This window comes from Ruegeria sp. BB9, from assembly GCF_056539345.1.
This window is the reverse complement of sequence record NZ_JBQFUU010000001.1, coordinates 899,299-916,287: the sequence shown is the minus strand read 5'-3', so window position 1 is coordinate 916,287 and position 16,989 is coordinate 899,299. Positions and strand designations below refer to the sequence as shown.

At 59.8% G+C, this 16,989-nt stretch carries 18 protein-coding genes and 1 tRNA gene; 3 read left to right on the top strand and 16 right to left on the bottom strand.

What is annotated here, in order from left to right; translation table 11 throughout:
- Positions 1–56: 56 nt before the first annotated feature.
- The 13 genes from ACR0FC_RS04575 to ACR0FC_RS04515 all read right to left on the bottom strand — a co-directional run bounded on the left by ACR0FC_RS04575 (position 57) and on the right by ACR0FC_RS04515 (position 11,294).
- Positions 57–1,043, bottom strand: coding sequence for a type II secretion system F family protein (locus ACR0FC_RS04575; protein ID WP_170338533.1), 987 nt, complete (start codon positions 1,041–1,043; stop codon positions 57–59).
- Positions 1,044–1,058: 15 nt separating this feature from the next.
- The gene (locus ACR0FC_RS04570; protein ID WP_093962114.1) at positions 1,059–2,087 is read right to left on the bottom strand and encodes a type II secretion system F family protein; all 1,029 of its coding nucleotides are present in this window, start codon (positions 2,085–2,087) and stop codon (positions 1,059–1,061) included.
- 11 nt (positions 2,088–2,098) lie between these two features.
- Positions 2,099–3,493 (bottom strand): TadA family conjugal transfer-associated ATPase, encoded by a 1,395-nt coding sequence (locus ACR0FC_RS04565; RefSeq protein ID WP_170338532.1) that lies wholly within the window; start codon positions 3,491–3,493, stop codon positions 2,099–2,101.
- A 46-nt stretch (positions 3,494–3,539) separates the two neighbouring features.
- A complete protein-coding gene (locus ACR0FC_RS04560) occupies positions 3,540–4,745 on the bottom strand; it encodes a CpaE/TadZ family protein (RefSeq protein WP_170338530.1) in 1,206 nt (401 codons plus the stop codon).
- 11 nt (positions 4,746–4,756) lie between these two features.
- A complete protein-coding gene (locus ACR0FC_RS04555) occupies positions 4,757–5,395 on the bottom strand; it encodes a TadE/TadG family type IV pilus assembly protein (RefSeq protein WP_170338528.1) in 639 nt (212 codons plus the stop codon).
- On the bottom strand, positions 5,392–5,883 hold the full coding sequence (locus tag ACR0FC_RS04550; RefSeq protein WP_170338526.1) for a TadE/TadG family type IV pilus assembly protein: 492 nt from the start codon (positions 5,881–5,883) through the stop codon (positions 5,392–5,394). The genes ACR0FC_RS04555 and ACR0FC_RS04550 overlap by 4 nt, the downstream gene beginning before the upstream one ends.
- Positions 5,880–7,361: a pilus assembly protein TadG-related protein gene (locus tag ACR0FC_RS04545; RefSeq protein WP_170338524.1), complete on the bottom strand. Its 1,482-nt coding sequence runs from the start codon at positions 7,359–7,361 to the stop codon at positions 5,880–5,882. Before ACR0FC_RS04545 ends, ACR0FC_RS04550 begins: the two co-directional genes overlap by 4 nt.
- A 19-nt stretch (positions 7,362–7,380) precedes the next feature.
- Complete coding sequence (cpaB, locus tag ACR0FC_RS04540; RefSeq protein ID WP_170338522.1) at positions 7,381–8,205, bottom strand: Flp pilus assembly protein CpaB; 825 nt, start codon at positions 8,203–8,205, stop codon at positions 7,381–7,383.
- Between the two features lie 162 nt (positions 8,206–8,367).
- A complete protein-coding gene (locus ACR0FC_RS04535) occupies positions 8,368–8,550 on the bottom strand; it encodes a Flp family type IVb pilin (RefSeq protein ID WP_093962121.1) in 183 nt (60 codons plus the stop codon).
- 237 nt (positions 8,551–8,787) lie between these two features.
- Positions 8,788–8,861: transfer RNA gene (locus ACR0FC_RS04530), tRNA-Gly, on the bottom strand.
- A gap of 109 nt (positions 8,862–8,970) precedes the next feature.
- Complete coding sequence (locus tag ACR0FC_RS04525; protein WP_170338520.1) at positions 8,971–10,035, bottom strand: methyltetrahydrofolate cobalamin methyltransferase; 1,065 nt, start codon at positions 10,033–10,035, stop codon at positions 8,971–8,973.
- A gap of 9 nt (positions 10,036–10,044) precedes the next feature.
- Complete coding sequence (locus tag ACR0FC_RS04520; RefSeq protein ID WP_170338519.1) at positions 10,045–10,971, bottom strand: methylenetetrahydrofolate reductase; 927 nt, start codon at positions 10,969–10,971, stop codon at positions 10,045–10,047.
- A gap of 26 nt (positions 10,972–10,997) precedes the next feature.
- Positions 10,998–11,294: a virulence factor gene (locus ACR0FC_RS04515; protein WP_093962131.1), complete on the bottom strand. Its 297-nt coding sequence runs from the start codon at positions 11,292–11,294 to the stop codon at positions 10,998–11,000.
- Positions 11,295–11,531: 237 nt separating this feature from the next.
- Here ACR0FC_RS04515 and ACR0FC_RS04510 point away from each other — a divergent pair, with 237 nt between their 5' ends.
- From ACR0FC_RS04510 to ACR0FC_RS04500, 3 genes are read left to right on the top strand one after another with little or no spacing between them, the layout of a single operon-like run.
- Positions 11,532–12,644 (top strand): Ppx/GppA phosphatase family protein, encoded by a 1,113-nt coding sequence (locus ACR0FC_RS04510; protein WP_170338517.1) that lies wholly within the window; start codon positions 11,532–11,534, stop codon positions 12,642–12,644.
- Entirely contained in the window at positions 12,616–12,996 is a 381-nt protein-coding gene (locus ACR0FC_RS04505) for a hypothetical protein (protein WP_170338515.1), read from the top strand. The genes ACR0FC_RS04510 and ACR0FC_RS04505 overlap by 29 nt, the downstream gene beginning before the upstream one ends.
- A gap of 52 nt (positions 12,997–13,048) precedes the next feature.
- The gene (locus ACR0FC_RS04500) at positions 13,049–13,765 is read left to right on the top strand and encodes an RlmE family RNA methyltransferase (protein ID WP_170338513.1); all 717 of its coding nucleotides are present in this window, start codon (positions 13,049–13,051) and stop codon (positions 13,763–13,765) included.
- Here the strand turns inward: ACR0FC_RS04500 and ACR0FC_RS04495 are convergent, their stop codons facing one another.
- From ACR0FC_RS04495 to ACR0FC_RS04485, 3 genes are all read right to left on the bottom strand, one after another.
- A complete protein-coding gene (locus ACR0FC_RS04495) occupies positions 13,766–13,972 on the bottom strand; it encodes a hypothetical protein (protein ID WP_093962135.1) in 207 nt (68 codons plus the stop codon).
- 97 nt (positions 13,973–14,069) lie between these two features.
- Positions 14,070–15,992, bottom strand: coding sequence for a multiheme c-type cytochrome (locus tag ACR0FC_RS04490; RefSeq protein WP_170338511.1), 1,923 nt, complete (start codon positions 15,990–15,992; stop codon positions 14,070–14,072).
- The gene (locus tag ACR0FC_RS04485; RefSeq protein WP_170338509.1) at positions 15,989–16,855 is read right to left on the bottom strand and encodes a YihY/virulence factor BrkB family protein; all 867 of its coding nucleotides are present in this window, start codon (positions 16,853–16,855) and stop codon (positions 15,989–15,991) included. The genes ACR0FC_RS04490 and ACR0FC_RS04485 overlap by 4 nt, the downstream gene beginning before the upstream one ends.
- Positions 16,856–16,989 lie beyond the last annotated feature (134 nt).

Here is a 16,989-nt window from a genome sequence, read left to right as displayed (position 1 = left end):
GGGACGCACAGTTGACCTCGTGCAGACCCGGGAGCGCCGCACCTACAAAAACAGCGTCATTTCACGAAGGTTTCGACGTATCGAATGATGATCGGTGCAAGGATCAGCCCAGCGATCGAGGGCAACATCAGGCTCGCCATGACGGCGGACATCTGCACCGGCAACTTGTTGGCTTTTTCCTGCGCGCGAAGCTCTCTCAGTTCGCGCATTTCTTCGGAATACGTAGTCAAGGCAGCCGACAACGGGACACCGAACCGGGACGACTGGAGGACGACGCTCACGAACGAACTCATTTCGTCGATGCCCGTCCGGCGCGCCATTCTCATCAACGCGACTTCACGGTCGCGCCCGGCCTGAATCTCGCTCAGGGCAATTAGAATTTCCTCGGACATTTCGGGCGATACAGTCTGCATTTCCACTGCAACTTTGAGAAGCGCCTGGTCAAAGCCCATTCCCGCCTCGATCCCAATCTGGAGCAAGTCCAGCATGTTCGGGAACGCGTTTTCCATCCGACGTTTACGCTCCTTGATCCGGGCGCTCATCCAAAGTTGGGGGATGAAGAACCCGATGCCGCAGAGGATACCAAGGTTCCGCAATATCTGAAATGAATTCAGGCCAGACACATAATCGTTGATCGTGGCGCCGATATTGGACGAAGGCTGCCACGACATGAGGACGAGAAAGACAAGCGGCAGAAACGTCGCCAAGCCCAAACGGATCAGATAGAAATTGGCGATTGCATTCCGGCCGCGAAACCCCGAGCGCGCAAGCACTTGGCCAACTTCGAACCTGACACTTGCATCACTGGGTATAAGTGCGGCGCTCAGCCCGGTCGGTGTATCGCCCTCCACCTTTTCCGGCACAAGACGTGCAAGGCTCTGGCCCCTTGTTCGTTTGGGAAGCATCCGTTCGGCCGCTGTAGACCGATCGCCGAGCGACGATGATATCCCAAAGAACGCAACGATCGCGCCGGCGGCAACAAAGCCCAAGATCATGAGTTGGGAAAAAAGACCAGTGTCGAGTACCGAGTTCACGATTTCCATTTCGACAACCCTCCCTCAGATCCGGAAATTGACAAGCTTGAACAAAACGATGGCATTCAGAACGATGGCCGCAGAAATGACGCTCATGACGGGCCAGAAAATCGGGTATTGCACCACGCTTCCGTAATAGTCCGGCGTCATGACCGTCATCACGAGGGCAATCCCGACAGGAATGAACGACAGGATATAGGCGGTCATCCGACCCTCGGCAGAAATGGCCTTGATCTTGCGCCGCAAGGACATTCGGGCACGGATGACGCGCGCCAATGTCCGCAGAATGCCGGCCAGATCGCCGCCAGTGCCGTGCTGCATCGTCAGCGCGACCGAGAGGTACTGGATATCCTCTTCATCTACTCGGTCTGCCATGTTGCGAATGGCGGTCGTTAACTCTTCTCCGTAAGCGACTTGGTCCACGACCAGACCGAATTCAGTTCCGATCGGATCGGGCATTTCGTTTGCCACGCTCTGCAAGGTCGTGTTCAACGGATGTCCGACCTTCAACCCACGCGACATCAGGTCCAACGCATCCGGCAACTGCTTGATCAGCGCAGCCTTGCGCCGTCTGAGGTTGGCGCCAAGGTAGACCAACGGAGCCAACAGGAAGCACACAGCGCTCACGGGTATTACCGTCAGTGGGTTGGCCACCAATGAGCCTCCTGTCGCCGAAACCAGAAAAGCACCCCCACAACCCAACAGGAACATTTCCGGCACCATGTTCAGGCCCGATGCCGCAAGGGCACCCGGCAAGTCGCCGACCAGCGGAAACGACTTCATGAGTGGTTTGCTCTCCCGCGGCTTGAGCAATTCCAGAACGTCCTCGCCAGTCTTTCCCTGGTTCAGCATCTGGATGCGCCGGTTTATCGCCTCTTCCCGGTTTTCTCCGCGCTTCAAAAGCTGACGGACCCCTTCGAAGGCAATCAGTGCGCCGAGGAATATCAAGAGTGACAGGACAAAGCGGACATCGTAACCGCCCACTTCCATCTCTGGTCCGATCAACGAGTCTATGCTGTGCGTCGAAAAGAAGGATCTGAGATCTTCCAACATGGCCGGGTCCCTCAGTTGAACTTGATCGATGAAAGGTCGACACCCGCCGCCGCCAGCGCATCGCTGGATTTCGGTCGGATACCGGTCGGCATGAAGCGCCCAAGGATGTTGCCGGCCTCGTCCTTGCCTTCACGTTTGAAGACGAAGATGTCCTGCATGGTCACGATATCGCCCTCCATGCCGGTGATCTCGGCAATCGAGGTGACACGGCGGGTACCATCAGACAGGCGGTTCAATTGCAGAACAAAGTGAATTGCCGAAGCGATAGTCGCGCGGATTGCTGCATGCGGCAGCTCCAGCCCGCCCATTTGCACCATCTGCTCGACCCGGGAAAGTGCATCGCGTGGGCTGTTGGCGTGTACCGTCGTCATCGACCCGTCATGGCCGGTATTCATCGCCTGCAACATATCGAATGCTTCGGAGCCGCGCACCTCGCCGATGATGATCCGATCCGGACGCATCCGCAGCGCGTTTCGCACAAGGTCTCGTTGGGCAACGGCGCCAGTACCGTCGAGGCCAGCAGGCCGCGTTTCCATGCGCAAGACATGTTCCTGCTGAAGCTGAAGTTCGGCCGCGTCTTCAATCGTGACGATCCGCTCCCGAGGGCTGATATACGACGACAATGCATTCAGCATCGTGGTCTTGCCCGATCCGGTTCCGCCCGAGATCAGCACGTTCATCTTGGCTTCAACCAATCCCCGCAGCAGTTTGGCCGCGCTTTCGTTCAAGGCCTCGTTTTTGATCAGGCGTTCCATCGTCAGCGGAACCCGCGAGAATTTTCGAATGGAAAGCGCCGGCCCGTCCAGTGCGCAGGGCCGAATGATCGCGTTGACGCGGCTGCCATCTTCCAACCGCGCATCCACCCACGGTTGCCGTTCATCAATACGGCGACCAATCCGGCTGACGATCTTGTCGATGATCCGCAGCAGATGACGTTCGTCCCGGAAGCGTGCCGATGTCTTTTCGAGGATGCCGGAGCGCTCGACAAAAATCTGCGTGTGGCCGTTCACGAGGATATCGTTGATCGTGGGGTCGGCCAACAACGGTTCCAGCGGACCCAGTCCAAGCACTTCGTGCATCAGCTCTTCGACAAGCTGCTTGACCTCCTCGCTGCGCATCGCACGGCCTTCGGCGCGCAGCAGTTCGGTGACATGTCGCCCAATTTCGCCCCGCAGCGTTTCTTCCTCGACCTTTTCGATAACGGCGAGGTTCAGCTTGTCCAGCAAGGAGTTATGCAGTCGCGCCTTCAGATCTATCCGATCGTTCTGGATGTCATGCATCAATACGAGGTCATCGCCGGAGCCATGAACCGGCTTGCCGATCTGAGCAAACTGCTTGGTGTCCAACGGCACAACTTTCGAAGCGTCCGGTTTTTCCTGGCCTGGTCGGTCGAATTCTCGAAACATCTACTTAACCTTCTGCAAATATTTAACTATTCCGAAACAGTCTGGCTCAGTTCTGGCCGACCCGAGGCGGCAATGACAGGCATGTCTCGTGCGCCAGCTTTCGGATTGCGCGTGTCATCGGTGCACGGGATGAAACATCCTCTAACGGCACGCCCCGATCGACCGACTCGCGTACCGTGCGCTCGTCGCGCGGCACCCAAAATGCAAAGTCCTTTTCAAGGAGTTTTGCCGCCGCTCTGTGGTGCGCCGCCGGAATGATGGGTTTCTTTTCAAGGTTGGCGACCAGTTGAATTTCCAGCGCTGGGTTTTCCGCTTGGTAGAAATCCATCAGCTTGCGGGCCGAGCGAACGGACGGAACGGCAACGTCCGTCACCAAATATAGGCGGTCCGCTTGCGTCAGGACGGGCGTAATCCATTCCACCAGCGCCCGCGGCAAATCTACCACGACGTAGTCATGGGTACGTTTCAGGGAATCCAGAATGGCCGAAATCTGCTCTTCCTTGATTGCAGTCAACGGACCATAGCGCGACGGAGCCGCCAGGATATCGACCCCGCAGGGCGACTTGACCATCGCCTGTTCCAAAAAGGCACTGTCGGGAATGCTGCCTTCCATGGCCATACGCCACATCGCGTCGCTTTCGGCGACATCCATCAGGGCCGCAATCGAGCCGAACTGAAAGTCCAGATCCACCAGCGCAACCGAGTTCGACGCCGTCTTTTTCAGGAATCCGGCCTTGGATTGAAGCTCGTTCGCCATATTGGCCGCAACCAAGGACGATCCGACGCCACCACGAGATTTGCCAACCGCGATCAACTTGCCAAGTGTGGCTTGTCCACCCCAAACGGCGGGAAGCTGCGCCTGCCGCCGGGCACGGATCGCATCCACCTGCGGAATGATCTCCTCATGGATTGCATTGCGCGGCAGCACGTCATCAACTCCAAGCTTTTTGAGCTGTCGGGCTTTCTCCAGCGGCAGATCTTCGGACGCCAGCGCGATAATGATCGCATTGGGCATGCGCGCGTCACAAATTTGCTGTGCGGTCTGCAACAGCTCGGGCGAACTGTCATCCACATCGAACAGAACCACGTCATGACGCGCTGACAATGCAACAGCCGTCCCGTTGACCCGCGCGACAGTGTCCTTGCGGCCCGTAAAACGGCAATTGCTCAGCCCCTCCAACGAGGTTTCGATTGCCGCGAAAATCTCTTCGTCCGGTGAAATCAACAGCACTGAAATCTGCTTGGCACTCATGACTCTTCTCCTTACTCAACGGCACCGATGGCAAGATCCTCGGCCGGGACGGATGTGCTCATCGTTGGGATTGAAATGGTGTTGGGGCTGCTGGCGGATATGGCAGGGTTGCCAGCAGCAAGGGCGACCAGCGGCCCAATTGGCAGCGCGAAATCGTAGTCCAGGTTTACCAGTTCGGCTGTAACTACCGGCGTATAGGGTCCACCAAGAAAACCAAGACGAGGATCGTGCGAATAGGTGATTTGCACATTTGCCGCGGTGGCTCCGGGCGGCAGCAGCATTTCGATCTCGTCCCAGATCCGGCTGCCATAGGCGGTTGATGCGTCAAGCTGACACGGCGCCGGCAGGTTCGGAGTGGCGCAGATGCTGCCACTGCGGCACAGCGCGCCGAACTTGGTTGTTGCGGGGGCGCCACCGGCCAGCGTGTGCGTGGCCGGCATCGCGCCACACAGGGGCGGCCCGACCGTGGCAAGCCGTGAGGCTTTTTGCATCGCTTTCTGCGCCATCGTCGTGGACCAGTAGAGCCGTCCGTACTCGAGAATTCCAAACACGAGCACCAGGAACAACGGAACGACCATGCCCAGCTCGACCAGTGCCGATCCATGTTCACGGCGCCAGAAAGCGCGCAGCATATGCAGATTACCCGTCATACCCCAAACACCCGGCTCTGGTCCGAGATCTCGGTGTCGAGAGGCCCCAGCGCTGCCCCGAAAAGGCTGAAAACATTTCCAAACAGGTACTCGATCCGGATCTGAGCCGTGACCTCGACCACCGAAGTCGGATTGATCCGGTACACGCCAGCCCGCGAGATACAGCGCGGCGTGACGTCGATGACGGTTGTGCCATGCGGCATGATCGACGAACCGCCCAACTGGTTCTGGACGATGTCCGTGGCCAGAGCGTCATAGCTGCCGACTCCGCCCGCTGCGCACAAGTCCAACGGCGCGATCCGCGCGATCATACGCGAGGCGTCACGCACACCGGCCGACGTTGCCTGATGAATCCAAGTGATACGCCCACCTTCGATGATCACGGCAAAGAACAGCAGGATCAACGGAAGTACGATCCCGAACTCGACCATCGGGGCGCCGGCCTCGCACGACCGCAACCGTCGGATATGTCGAACGAGCCGAGTCATCGATACAACCTCACGACATCGCGAAAAATGCCATCATCGCTGCTGCCACCTACTCCACCGCCGACCTGCTCGACCACCTCGACATAGATGTCAAAATCAGTCCCCGAGGATTCTTCGAGCGGCTGGATCAGGAAAACCTTTACAAACTCCTGCACCGGAACGTTCTCCGCGCGTCCCGCGACCGGATTGGCACCGCAGTTTATGGCGGCTGCGATAAATGTGCGGCGGTCAGGGTCGTCCAGCGTTGTGCTCGCGCATTGCGGGCGGCCGGACTCGCTGCGCCCGAACAGCACATCACCCGTACCAGCCCTGGCGATCTCGTCGAGATACATTTCGTATCGCGTATTACCCGTCGGGTTACCCAGCGGGTGCGGCGTCAGATCATTGGCCGGACCGTCGCCATAGTTCATGTCCAAATAAGCCGCTTTGCCGGAGGTCCAGACACCGTTTCCAAAACGGCCGCCATGCGCGCAGGTGCCGGCGGCAAAGCAATCGTCGGGCGGAAACGGCATCGAGTCGGTCGAAACCTCGGGATTGTTCTTCAGACAGCTTCCGCCAGAGTTTTCCCAGCCCGCGATGACCTGCGGTCCGGGCGCATAATCTTCATCATTCTTGAGGTTGCTCATCGTCGAGTGGAAAATATCGAACCGTGAATTGTAGATTGCGCTGCCAATGCCATTGCGCTGACCGGGTTCGGTATCGACCCCGCGCTGAGACACGCATTGCGTCAGGTTTCCATGCGCCGCGATCAGGCAGATATAGAGTTTTGATCCGGTCTGCCCCGCGCAAGGACCGTTGGGGTTTATGCCGATGTCCGTCGGGTCGAGGAAACCAAAATTCCCCGGCCCCCAAGCGGCACCGTTACCTCCAGTGCGCAACTTGATGGTTGACCCTTTGTTTGCATTCGCCGTCCAGCCGGGAGGGATGCAGAACATCAACGGCGTCACATCACAGGCATATTGGGTGTAACCCGCAATCGCGACAGCCTCGACATCCTCATCCGGACGCGTGACGCCCAACAAGTCAGCGAGCGCCCGACCGAACGGAAGGAAAACGGTTCTAGGGGTCGCGGTCACCTCAACCAGAACGGCCAGAGCGGGATCGGTCGTCACAAACCCATCGACTGGATCATTGTCATCCGGATCGGCGGCAGGATCGGGCAGTCCCGACAGAAACCGCAGCGAATAATCTGCGGCCGTCCCCAGATCTTGGCTGCCCTCGGCAAAGAACTGGGAGTCTTCGATCATTCCGGCTGCAGCGGCCGTGGCGCGTGTGATCGCATCACTACCGCCATCCAGTTCTCCGGCGGCGGCCAGAGCCACGTGATCGGTATAAGCCTGCAGGTCGGTCTGCGTAGAAGCCAGTCGCCCAAGATCAAAGGTCAGCGCCGCCATGCCAACGATCACGGTCATGCAAATTCCGACGAAAACCAGAATGGTCCCCTGTTCGTCGTCCTTTATGTTGCGCAGCGTGGGCATGAACAGACCTCGAGAGCGATCAGTTGGACACGGTTGCATTCGAGGGGTTGCCGGCAACAGGAACTTCCTGGACGTCCGTGGTGCCCCGACGCACCTTCACGATCGGCTTGGGCGCGCCCTCGGCAACCGGCGACTTTTCAAGCAGAATGTCGCTGAGGCGGATGGCCTCCAATGGCTTGTCTTCCTGGATTTGCAGCGACCGAAGCGACAGGCTGAGTTGCCCGGCCTTCTGAGCCAATGCCAACCGCTGTCCCTGGTCCGGAGTGACTTCGACAGTCACCGTTCGGGCAATCCCGGGCTGGTCGACATCTTCATCAGCCGTCTGATCAACACCAATGACACGGATATTTTGCAGGATCGTTACCGCCCGCAGCGACTCGTTCTTGCCCTGCGTCAGCACGATATCAACAAAGTCACCTGGTGTGACGAACCCGCCAACACCGGTCTGCGCATCCACATTGATGGCCATTGCACGATTGTTCTCGCCCAAGGTCTGAACGATGGTGACCTTCTCACCGAAGTCAGAAACCTTTGACGCCAACAGGATTTCACCCTGCGCCAACGCGCGCTTGGCGCGCCGCGGATCGGCACCTGCTGTGGGCAGAACATCTTCGAAACTTGTAAATACCCCTGCCGGCACAGAATCCGCCGGCCAGTCGATGGCGGTCAACTTGTGACCTTCAATCGGAGATCCGAACGGGATCTCTTCTGCTGCGGCGACCACGCGAACGATCGTCGGATCAGCGGCGGCCTGGCTGCGTCTCAGCTGCTCCTGCGCAATCATCACGGCGCCACCCGCCAGACCCACGCCAAGAATAGTCATCATCAAGGATTTCAATCGCATAGGTCCCTCCAAATAGCCGGGCCGGTCATTCTGAAAACGTGGAGCCAGTTCTAGGCCCAAACTGCGTCACGCGGGACGCCGAATGCCGAGACTGGGCTGGTTCTGGATTCCCGCCGTCTTCGCGGCGGAAAACCAGTTGCTTTTCAGGCTAAAACAGCAGGATTACGGCCGTGTTGCAGCCGTGTTGGCGTCATTGAAGTTGGTGTTGGTTGTGCCGCCCAGACCGGTCAGCAGGGTCCCGCCAACAGCGATCGCGATGAACAGTGCGATACCGTATTCGACAAGAGTGGCGCCACGCTCGTCACGGCGCAGACGAATAAAAAGACTACGAATTGCCTTCGACATGATTTGAACTCCAGTTTGTACTCATTAATGTGCGAATTTCGCACAGGAACGAGGGTTCCCCCGTCAGTTCAAATCGTAGCGAGCCCGCATCTGGCAAACCTCCCCACAAACGAAAAGGATTTCCCGTATAACGCGAGAATTCGTTCATTTAGGCTTTTTTGTGGCGGGATTTTGGCGCGAAATGGCCCCAGTCCACCTCAGCTTTTGAGCTTCAAGCGGGCCAATATCAAAGTGTTTTGGAGCGGGTAGCGGGAATCGAACCCGCACGTTCAGCTTGGGAAGCTGACAGGCTACCATTACATCATACCCGCCGCTCGGTGCTGAATATCACCCGTCCTTCGCCGAATTCAAGATGCTTCGACCAGCGCGGCAAACAAAAAGGCCGGGCAGATTGCCCGGCCCGTTGACAAAGCAGCCTGCTCAGGCCCGGCGACGTCGAGCACCGCCCCGGCGGCCGCGTGCACTCTCGCCTTCGGCGCCTGCAGCATCGGCCGGTTTGTTGAACTTGATCCACTCGCCGCCATGCGGGTCATTGTTGGTCAGCAGGTTGGCGGCGCGGATGGCCTCCATTTCCTTGCCGGCGCGCGGCTTGGTCGAACCCAGACCGAACATCTGAACGAAAGTTTCGTCGTCCATGCCGTCGGGCAGGATGATGCCCGCCGCCGCAACCTCGGCCTTTTTCTCGGCAATCTTCTTCTGCGTCACCGGCAGCGCCACCGGGTTCATGATGGCTGACGTCATGCCCGCGCCCATCGCCATCGGCAGGAAGGCGTTGTTGATGCCGTGACGGTTCGGCAGACCGAACGAGATGTTGGACGCACCGCAGGTGGTGTTCACGCCCAGCTCCTCGCGCAGGCGGCGTACCAGGGCAAAGACCTGCTGGCCGGCAGTAGCCATCGCGCCGATCGGCATTACCAACGGGTCCACAACGATGTCGTGGGCCGGAATGCCGTAGTCAGCTGCGCGCTGAACGATCTTCTTGGCAACTTCAAAGCGCACGTCGGGGTCTTCGGAAATGCCCGTGTCGTCGTTCGAGATCGCCACGACCGGCACGTTGTATTTCTTGACCAGCGGCAGAACCAGTTCCAGGCGGTCCTCCTCACCGGTGACCGAGTTCAGCAGCGGACGGCCTTCGGCGGCCTCCAGCCCGGCCTCCAACGCACCCGGAACCGAGCTGTCGATGCACAGCGGCACGTCGACCAGACCCTGCACCAGCTGGACGATCTGTCGCATCAGCGGCGGTTCAGTCTCATTGGGGTTGGGGTTCGAGTTGTAGACCACACCCGCGTTGATATCGAGCACGGTCGCCCCGGCCGCGACCTGTGCCAGCGCGTCCTGCTCGACGGTCGAAAAATCGCCCGCTTCCAGCTCGGCGGCCAGCTTCTTGCGGCCGGTCGGATTGATCCGCTCGCCGATCACGCAGAACGGCTGATCGAAGCCGATGATCGCGGTTTTCGTCTTTGATTCTACGACTGTACGGGTCATGTCGGGTCCTTAGGAGTTTGCAGGCTTCGCCGAGGCGCCGCCGTTTTCGATGGCCCAGTTGGCATTGGTCTTGATGCCGCCAAGCGGGAAGAAGTGCACGTTGGTGATGTTGAAGTCGGGGTTGGCCGCCTTGTGCTCGGCCAGCGCGGTGATCACGTCGGTCGGCTCGTAGGGCAGCAGCAGCTTGGACACGTCCATGGCGCGCTTCTGCAGCACCTTCAGCGACGGGCCCACACCGCAGGCGATCGCGAATTTGATCAGGGTCTGCAGCTTGGCCGGACCGGCGATGCCGATGTGGATCGGCAGTTCGATCCCGGCCGCCTTCAGGCCGTCGGCCCAAGCGATGATCGGCTTGGCGTCAAAGGCAAACTGGGTGGCCAGCGCCATTTCAGCGTCAGTGGTTTCGCTGAATTTCTGCTTCCAGCGCAACGCCTCGTCCACGTTTTTGGTCGAACCGTCCGGGTCAATGTCCTTGTTGCCCTCGGGGTGACCCGCGACGTGCAGGCGCTTGAAGCCCGCCTTGTCGAGCAGCCCCGTTTCCAGCAACTGCATCGAGCTGTCGAAGTCGCCATGCGGCTTGTCCACGCCGCCTGCCAGCAGCAACGCCTGCTCGACGCCGGCCTCGCCCTGATACATGGCGATCCAGTTTTCCAACGTCGCCGCGTCCTTGATGATGCGGGCCGGAAAATGCGGCATGACAGAATATCCCTCGGCCGCGATCCGCTTGGCGGTCTTGACCATGTCCTCGATGGGTGTGCCCTCGATATGGGCGATGTACACGCGCGTGCCTTCGGGCAGCAGGTCGCGGAAATCCTCGACCTTCTCGGCTGTGCGCGGCATGACTTCGATCGAATAACCCTGCAAAAAGGCTTCGACGGTCGGGTTCACCGGGGCCTTGTCGGCCGCATCACGTTTCTTGAAGTTCAGCAAAGCCATTGCGGCCTCCCATAAAGATCTGGGGCTCATGCCCAACCGTCATTTGCGATCAGGGCCTTGATGCGGTCCTGATCGTATTCCGTTTCCAGGCGTAGCGCTTCAGCCTCGGCGATCTCGGTCGGGTCACCCTCAACCTCGAACGGCTCGGCTTTGCGCCACTCGGCCAGATAGGCATCACTGTCCTTGGCGTTCACCTTCATGGCTGCGCGATCGATGGCTTGCTCGAACCGCACATCCAACTGTCGTTTTGCGCCACGGCGGCCCTTGCCCACGATGACCTGAGCGGGGATGTCGCGCCAGTAAACGATGGTGACGTCAGGCATTGATCTTGATTCCTCCTAACCAGATGATCCGGTTCTAAACGGCTATGTGGGGCCGGGTCGGTCGGATTTCGACACCCGGGGCTTTTACAGCGACGTTTTGCAGTTCGGGATACAGGCCCTGCACCGGTTTCTCCAGTGTCGGGGTCCATCAAAATCCTCATGACTTTAATGAGCGTCTTGCACGACGCGCGCCCGCGACCTAAGGTCGGGGTAACTCGAAAATCGGAGGGCGTGACGATGGCGCCCAAGCGTCCCAAAGGTGCGGGCGCGTTCCCGAAGGTGGTCGAAAGCCCCGCGCCGGCAAGACCCGATCCAGACGCCCTGTACGCTGCGCTGGATCTGGGAACAAATAGCTGCCGCATGTTGATCGCCCAGCCCAAGGGCAGCGGGTTTCATGTGGTGGACAGCTTCTCGAAGTCCGTGCAACTGGGCTCGGGGCTTGAAAGGACCGGACGGCTGTCGCGGTCCTCCATGGCGCGAACCATTCAAGCCTTGCGCATTTGTCAGCAGAAGCTGAAGCGCAACAAGGTCAAGCGCATGCGGCTGGTGGCGACCGAGGCCTGCCGCCGCGCCCGAAACTCACGCGACTTCATACGTCAGGTGAAGCGTGAGACTGGCCTGAACCTTGAAATCATCCAACCCGAGGAAGAAGCCCGTCTGGCGGTCATTTCCTGTGCTCCGCTGGTCAGCACCAAGACCGAGCAGTTGTTGGTCGTCGATATCGGCGGCGGCTCGACCGAGCTGGTCTGGATCGACCTGTCCTCGGTTCCGCGACGCGACCGTTCAACGGCGATCATGCGGCTGCATAACGGGTTTCACACCGTCGACAGTCCCTTTCCCGCCGCCAAGGTGGTGGACTGGATCAGCGTTCCACTGGGCGTCGCCACACTGCGCGATCAGTTCCACGATGTCGAAGACGATGCTGCCCGCTTTGCCCTGATGAGTTGGTTTTTTGAAGAAAACCTCGCCGATTTTGCGCCGTATAAGGACGAACAGGCCCGTGAGGGGTTTCAGATCGTTGGCACCAGCGGCACCGTCACAACCGTTGCTGCCTCTCATCTGGGCTTGAAACGCTATGACCGGACCAAGGTGGACGGCCTGCGCATGACCAGCGATCAGATCGACAAGGTCATTCGCGGCTATCTGGAGCTTGGCCCTCAAGGCCGCCGTCGCGATCCACGCATCGGCGAGGACCGGCAGGCCCTGATCATGTCCGGATCTGCCATCTTGCAGGCGCTGTTGCGCTGCTGGCCGACCGACCGCCTCTCGGTGGCGGACCGCGGGCTGCGCGAGGGTTTGCTTTATGCACAGATGAGCGCCGATGGCGTCCTGGAAGACGGGCCGTTTTGAGAAAGCTCTGCGCTGCATGCCGCTTGCGACCATAGCGATCGCCTACCGGGTTTCGACGGCTGCAACAACGATCTGTGCGCTTGAGGCTGCCGGGTTCAAGGTGTTCAGCCCGGGTTTACACATCGCCAACACCGTTCCGCACTATGCTTTGGCGATTGGCGGCATTGGGATCGCCGTGCCAGCGGTCGACTCGGCAGAGGCGCTAGAACTGTTGCACAGTTTTTCGAGCCCACCGCCGACATCTGGCACCCTCGGCGGGAAGCTCTTGAACGGTCTTGGATGGGTGGCATTTGGTATTTCTACGCCCTGGCCCGATCTGCTATTGATGGAGCGGTCGATATCATCGGCTTGATGCCACATGAACAAGCGGGTAAAGGCCTCGCAGTCTTCAGGAGACCTTTTCAATGGCCAAGAAACCCAGCGGCAAAAACACTTCGGGACGCGGGCAGCGTGACCTGAAGGTCAAGGTCAAGACCGCGCGCGGACGCAAGCTCAGCTCGACCCGCTGGCTCGAGCGGCAGCTGAATGACCCGTATGTCAAGCGAGCGCAGGCCGAGGGGTATCGGGGTCGCGCGGCCTACAAGATTCTGGAGTTGGACGACAAGTTCCGCTTTTTGGTTCCGGGCGCACGCGTGGTCGACCTTGGTTGCGCACCCGGTGGCTGGTGCCAGGTCGCGGTCAAACGCGTGAATGCGCTGGGCGAGAAATCGGGCAAGCGGATCGGGACGGTTCTGGGTGTCGACCTCCAAGAGGTCGAGCCCGTGGCGGGTGCCGAAACCCACGTTCTGGACTTCATGGAAGACGATGCCGACGAGAAGGTAAAACAGTGGTTGGGCGGCAAGGCTGATGTTGTCATGTCGGACATGGCCGCCGCGTCCTCCGGGCACAAGCAGACCGACCACCTGCGGATCATGGCGCTGTGCGAAACCGCCGCCTATTTCGCCTTTGACGTGCTGGAGGTCGGAGGAACCTTTGTCGCAAAAGTCCTGGCCGGTGGCGCCGAGGGTGATCTGCAGAAACTGCTGAAGCAGAAGTTCGACAAAGTGGCAAACGTCAAACCGCCAGCTTCACGGTCGGACAGTTCGGAAAAATTCGTGGTGGCAACCGGTTTTCGGGGCTGATCAGTCGTCGTCCAACGCGATCTTGTCGGCTACAATCCGCTGCGGCCGCAACGACGCCGCCGCCATCCCCTGCAGCAGCAACGCCTCGCCATGGTTGAGATACGTGGCCGGCTTGTTGCGCAACTCGTCGATCCGCTGATCCAGCGAGACCCGGCGCGTGGCCACAGGTTGGTCGAGCTTGGTCGACGGGCGTTTCAAATACAACATGGATTACCACATCCTGAACTGGTCAATGCCTTGACCATGGATGTTGACCCGTAAATGGGACTGCAAAATGGCGCAACTGCGTCGCTTCGATGCCGGCCTACCGGCCTAGCTGCCGCGCAAAATCCTGAAGTGCTGGGCTGTCCGGCAGAGTCCGAAGACCCTCCTCCAATACCTGGCGGGCTGCATCCGTGCCGCGGTTGATTTGGGCCAGTTGGATCAGCATTGGCCAAGCATCTTCGCGCTGGGGATCCATCGATACCACCTGACGAAAGGCCTGTTCGGCGGCGACAGGGTTTCTCAGCGTAAGCGCCATCCCCCCAAGGACCAGATGAGTTTCCGGGAAATCCAGACGGTTTGACAAGGAGCGCTGCCAATCCGCCATGTTCTCACGCGCGTTGTTGCGCTGCAGGGGCGTCAAAGCCGCGGCGGGAATGGGCAGGAACTCTTTGGCAGCGGCAAGGCGTACGCTTCGCACTGGGTCGGACAACAGCGGCGACAGCCGGGCCACCCTGTTGTCCAGCCCTGCCGCCCGCTGCAACACTGCCGCGTTGGCGCGGACCAACGGGTCTTCATCGGTCAGCATCGCTGCTGTTTGCTCGGCCATTTCGGGGGTCGCGAAGGGTTGCAGCAGATAGGCGGCCGTCGCCCGCACGATGCCGGGTTGCGCACCGTCCTGAGCAACTGCTAGCAACGCGGCCGGGTCCTCGACCTCTCCGGCGAATGCGGGGGCGAATGCCGTACCGAAATGGGGCGTACGGTGATCCGATTCCGGGAACCAGTCATTGATGGCGGCGGCGGCCCACGGCTGATCCTGATCCGTGTGGCAATCAGTGCAGGCATCCTCTCCCAAGCCCAGATCGGGGCGCGGCACACGGAAACTGTGATCGCGCCGACCATCCACGCCCATATAGAGGCGTTCGATCATGTGGCAGCTTTTGCACTGCGCCCCCTCGCCTCCCTCCGGGTGGTGGTGGTGTGAGGGATCGTCGTATTGCGCCTTTCGCAGTGATGGAAAATCGGGATTGCCGGCCGGAGAATGGCACTGCGTACAGACCGCATTGCCCTTGGCCTTTAAAGTTGCGCTGTGCGCCTCATGGCAATTCAGGCAGCCGACGCCTTGTGCATACATTTTGGACTGCAGAAACGATCCATAGACATAGACCTCGTCCAGTATCTGGCCGTCGGGCTGGTACAGACCCGGACGCAGAAGCGCCAGATTGTAGGCATCGTGAAATGGCGTGCCAGGCAGCGGGTTTCCGTCCTCCAGCGCTTCGCGGCGGGAATGACAGCCGGCGCATTGCTGAATCTCGACCTCGGTGTCGCCCGTACCCCAGATGGCAGGGAAGCCAAACTCGTTCAGCCCGGCAGGCGCGGGCTGACCTTTTGTCCAATCCAGATGGGCCGAGCCGGGGCCATGGCAGGCCTCACAGCCCACGCCGATCTCAACCTGCTCGGAAGCAAAGGACTGGGTCTGCGGCTGAAAGTTTTTTTCGAACCCTGTCGCGTGGCACTCCGCGCAGCGGCCGTTCCAATTCTTGTAGGGGCCGGTCCAGTGCAACCCATCGTCTGGCGGCAAGTCCTGATCGGGATACAGGTGGTACCAGCGCTCGGCCTGCGTGTCCCAGACCACATCAAAGCTCTGCAATCGGCCGGGCTCGGTTTCAAACAGATATTGCTGCAACGGCTCAATCCCCGCGACGGAATGAACCCTGTATTGCTGGCTTTGGCCGTCCTTCTCGGTCACGTCGGCAAGATAGTCCGACCCCTCCTGCCGAAACGTGACGGACATGCCGTCATGAGAAAAGGTCGTTTCATCAAAATCGGCCACAACGGTGTCTGGCGTGGGTTCTGTCCAAGCCAAGGCGTGGTGGGATCCCGCCCAGGCTTGCACCTGTTCGTCATGACAATCACGACAAGCGTCCGAGCCGACATAGTCCTGCGCCCAAGCCCAACCGCCGTTTTGCAACAGGGCGCATCCGGAAAATGCGATGATCCGGGCGATGCGGTGCAAATTTCTCATGAAGGTCCGACCTCACCCTGGTTGTCGATGTCCATCAGCGCGCCATTGAACTCTGCGCCGAAAATTAGGATGGCGGCGCACAGATACATGAAAATCAACGCGGCCATGGCCCCGGCCAGGCCAGCATAGGTGGCGCTGTACGTCGCGAACTGCGCGATATAGACTGAGAACCCCCACCCTCCGGCCGCCCACAACAGAAGGGTCAGCGCCACGCCGGGCAGGATTTGCATGATGCGGTGACGCTTGGTCGGCAGGATCAAATGGGCCAGCAGAACCGTTCCCGCCGGCACCGCCACCGTAAAGGTCCACCGCAAACGGTCAACCGACAGCCATTCGCCCACGTCCACGGCAGTATTCTCGGACACCAGACGTGTGTAGACCGGCAGCACCAGTTCAACCGCCGCGATCAGCAGGATCGCGGTTCCGCCCAAAATGACCAACCCGAGGCACAGCAGGCGCGTCTTCCAGAATGGCCAGCTGTCATTGTCATGATAGGCTTGGTTCATGGCGGCTCGTACCGCCGCCACTCCGTTCGAGGCGAAGTAGACGGCCAGCAGACCGCCCAGCGTGATCACACCCGAACCCGACCCGTCCAGAACCGCGCGCAGTTCTGCCACGATGGGCTGGGCCACGTCCTGTGGCCACGCACCGAAAATCAACTCGATCAGTTCGTCCGTCACATATCCCTGCGACAACGATCCGGCCAAAGCGACGGTGAACAGAACAAACGGAAACAGCGCCAGCATCAGCGACATCGCCACATGGCTGCTCATGACGAAACCGTTTTTGTCGCCGAAGCGTTGGACCGCCAGCCACAGCGCCCGGCCAAACCGGCCAAAAACGGGAATCGAAAGACGTGTCATTGGGAAACTCTAGCCTGCAATCCGCGTTGGAAGAACCAGCCAATGTGCCAATTGCACGAGATTCTTCCGAATAACTGTCTGGCCCGATTGCATAAAGCCCGCCGCCTGTGCAGGATTGCCCCACAAAACTCCAA

What these genes read in the sequence shown, in the direction of transcription:
- ACR0FC_RS04575 (WP_170338533.1), bottom strand. Translation starts at nt 1,043, where the DNA reads ATGGAAATCGTGAACTCGGTACTCGACACTGGTCTTTTTTCCCAACTC.
- ACR0FC_RS04570 (WP_093962114.1), bottom strand. Translation starts at nt 2,087, where the DNA reads ATGTTGGAAGATCTCAGATCCTTCTTTTCGACGCACAGCATAGACTCG.
- ACR0FC_RS04565 (WP_170338532.1), bottom strand. Translation starts at nt 3,493, where the DNA reads ATGTTTCGAGAATTCGACCGACCAGGCCAGGAAAAACCGGACGCTTCG.
- ACR0FC_RS04560 (WP_170338530.1), bottom strand. Translation starts at nt 4,745, where the DNA reads ATGAGTGCCAAGCAGATTTCAGTGCTGTTGATTTCACCGGACGAAGAG.
- ACR0FC_RS04555 (WP_170338528.1), bottom strand. Translation starts at nt 5,395, where the DNA reads ATGACGGGTAATCTGCATATGCTGCGCGCTTTCTGGCGCCGTGAACAT.
- ACR0FC_RS04550 (WP_170338526.1), bottom strand. Translation starts at nt 5,883, where the DNA reads ATGACTCGGCTCGTTCGACATATCCGACGGTTGCGGTCGTGCGAGGCC.
- ACR0FC_RS04545 (WP_170338524.1), bottom strand. Translation starts at nt 7,361, where the DNA reads ATGCCCACGCTGCGCAACATAAAGGACGACGAACAGGGGACCATTCTG.
- cpaB (WP_170338522.1), bottom strand. Translation starts at nt 8,205, where the DNA reads ATGCGATTGAAATCCTTGATGATGACTATTCTTGGCGTGGGTCTGGCG.
- ACR0FC_RS04535 (WP_093962121.1), bottom strand. Translation starts at nt 8,550, where the DNA reads ATGTCGAAGGCAATTCGTAGTCTTTTTATTCGTCTGCGCCGTGACGAG.
- ACR0FC_RS04525 (WP_170338520.1), bottom strand. Translation starts at nt 10,035, where the DNA reads ATGACCCGTACAGTCGTAGAATCAAAGACGAAAACCGCGATCATCGGC.
- ACR0FC_RS04520 (WP_170338519.1), bottom strand. Translation starts at nt 10,971, where the DNA reads ATGGCTTTGCTGAACTTCAAGAAACGTGATGCGGCCGACAAGGCCCCG.
- ACR0FC_RS04515 (WP_093962131.1), bottom strand. Translation starts at nt 11,294, where the DNA reads ATGCCTGACGTCACCATCGTTTACTGGCGCGACATCCCCGCTCAGGTC.
- ACR0FC_RS04510 (WP_170338517.1), top strand. Translation starts at nt 11,532, where the DNA reads ATGGCGCCCAAGCGTCCCAAAGGTGCGGGCGCGTTCCCGAAGGTGGTC.
- ACR0FC_RS04505 (WP_170338515.1), top strand. Translation starts at nt 12,616, where the DNA reads ATGGCGTCCTGGAAGACGGGCCGTTTTGAGAAAGCTCTGCGCTGCATG.
- ACR0FC_RS04500 (WP_170338513.1), top strand. Translation starts at nt 13,049, where the DNA reads ATGGCCAAGAAACCCAGCGGCAAAAACACTTCGGGACGCGGGCAGCGT.
- ACR0FC_RS04495 (WP_093962135.1), bottom strand. Translation starts at nt 13,972, where the DNA reads ATGTTGTATTTGAAACGCCCGTCGACCAAGCTCGACCAACCTGTGGCC.
- ACR0FC_RS04490 (WP_170338511.1), bottom strand. Translation starts at nt 15,992, where the DNA reads ATGAGAAATTTGCACCGCATCGCCCGGATCATCGCATTTTCCGGATGC.
- ACR0FC_RS04485 (WP_170338509.1), bottom strand. Translation starts at nt 16,855, where the DNA reads ATGACACGTCTTTCGATTCCCGTTTTTGGCCGGTTTGGCCGGGCGCTG.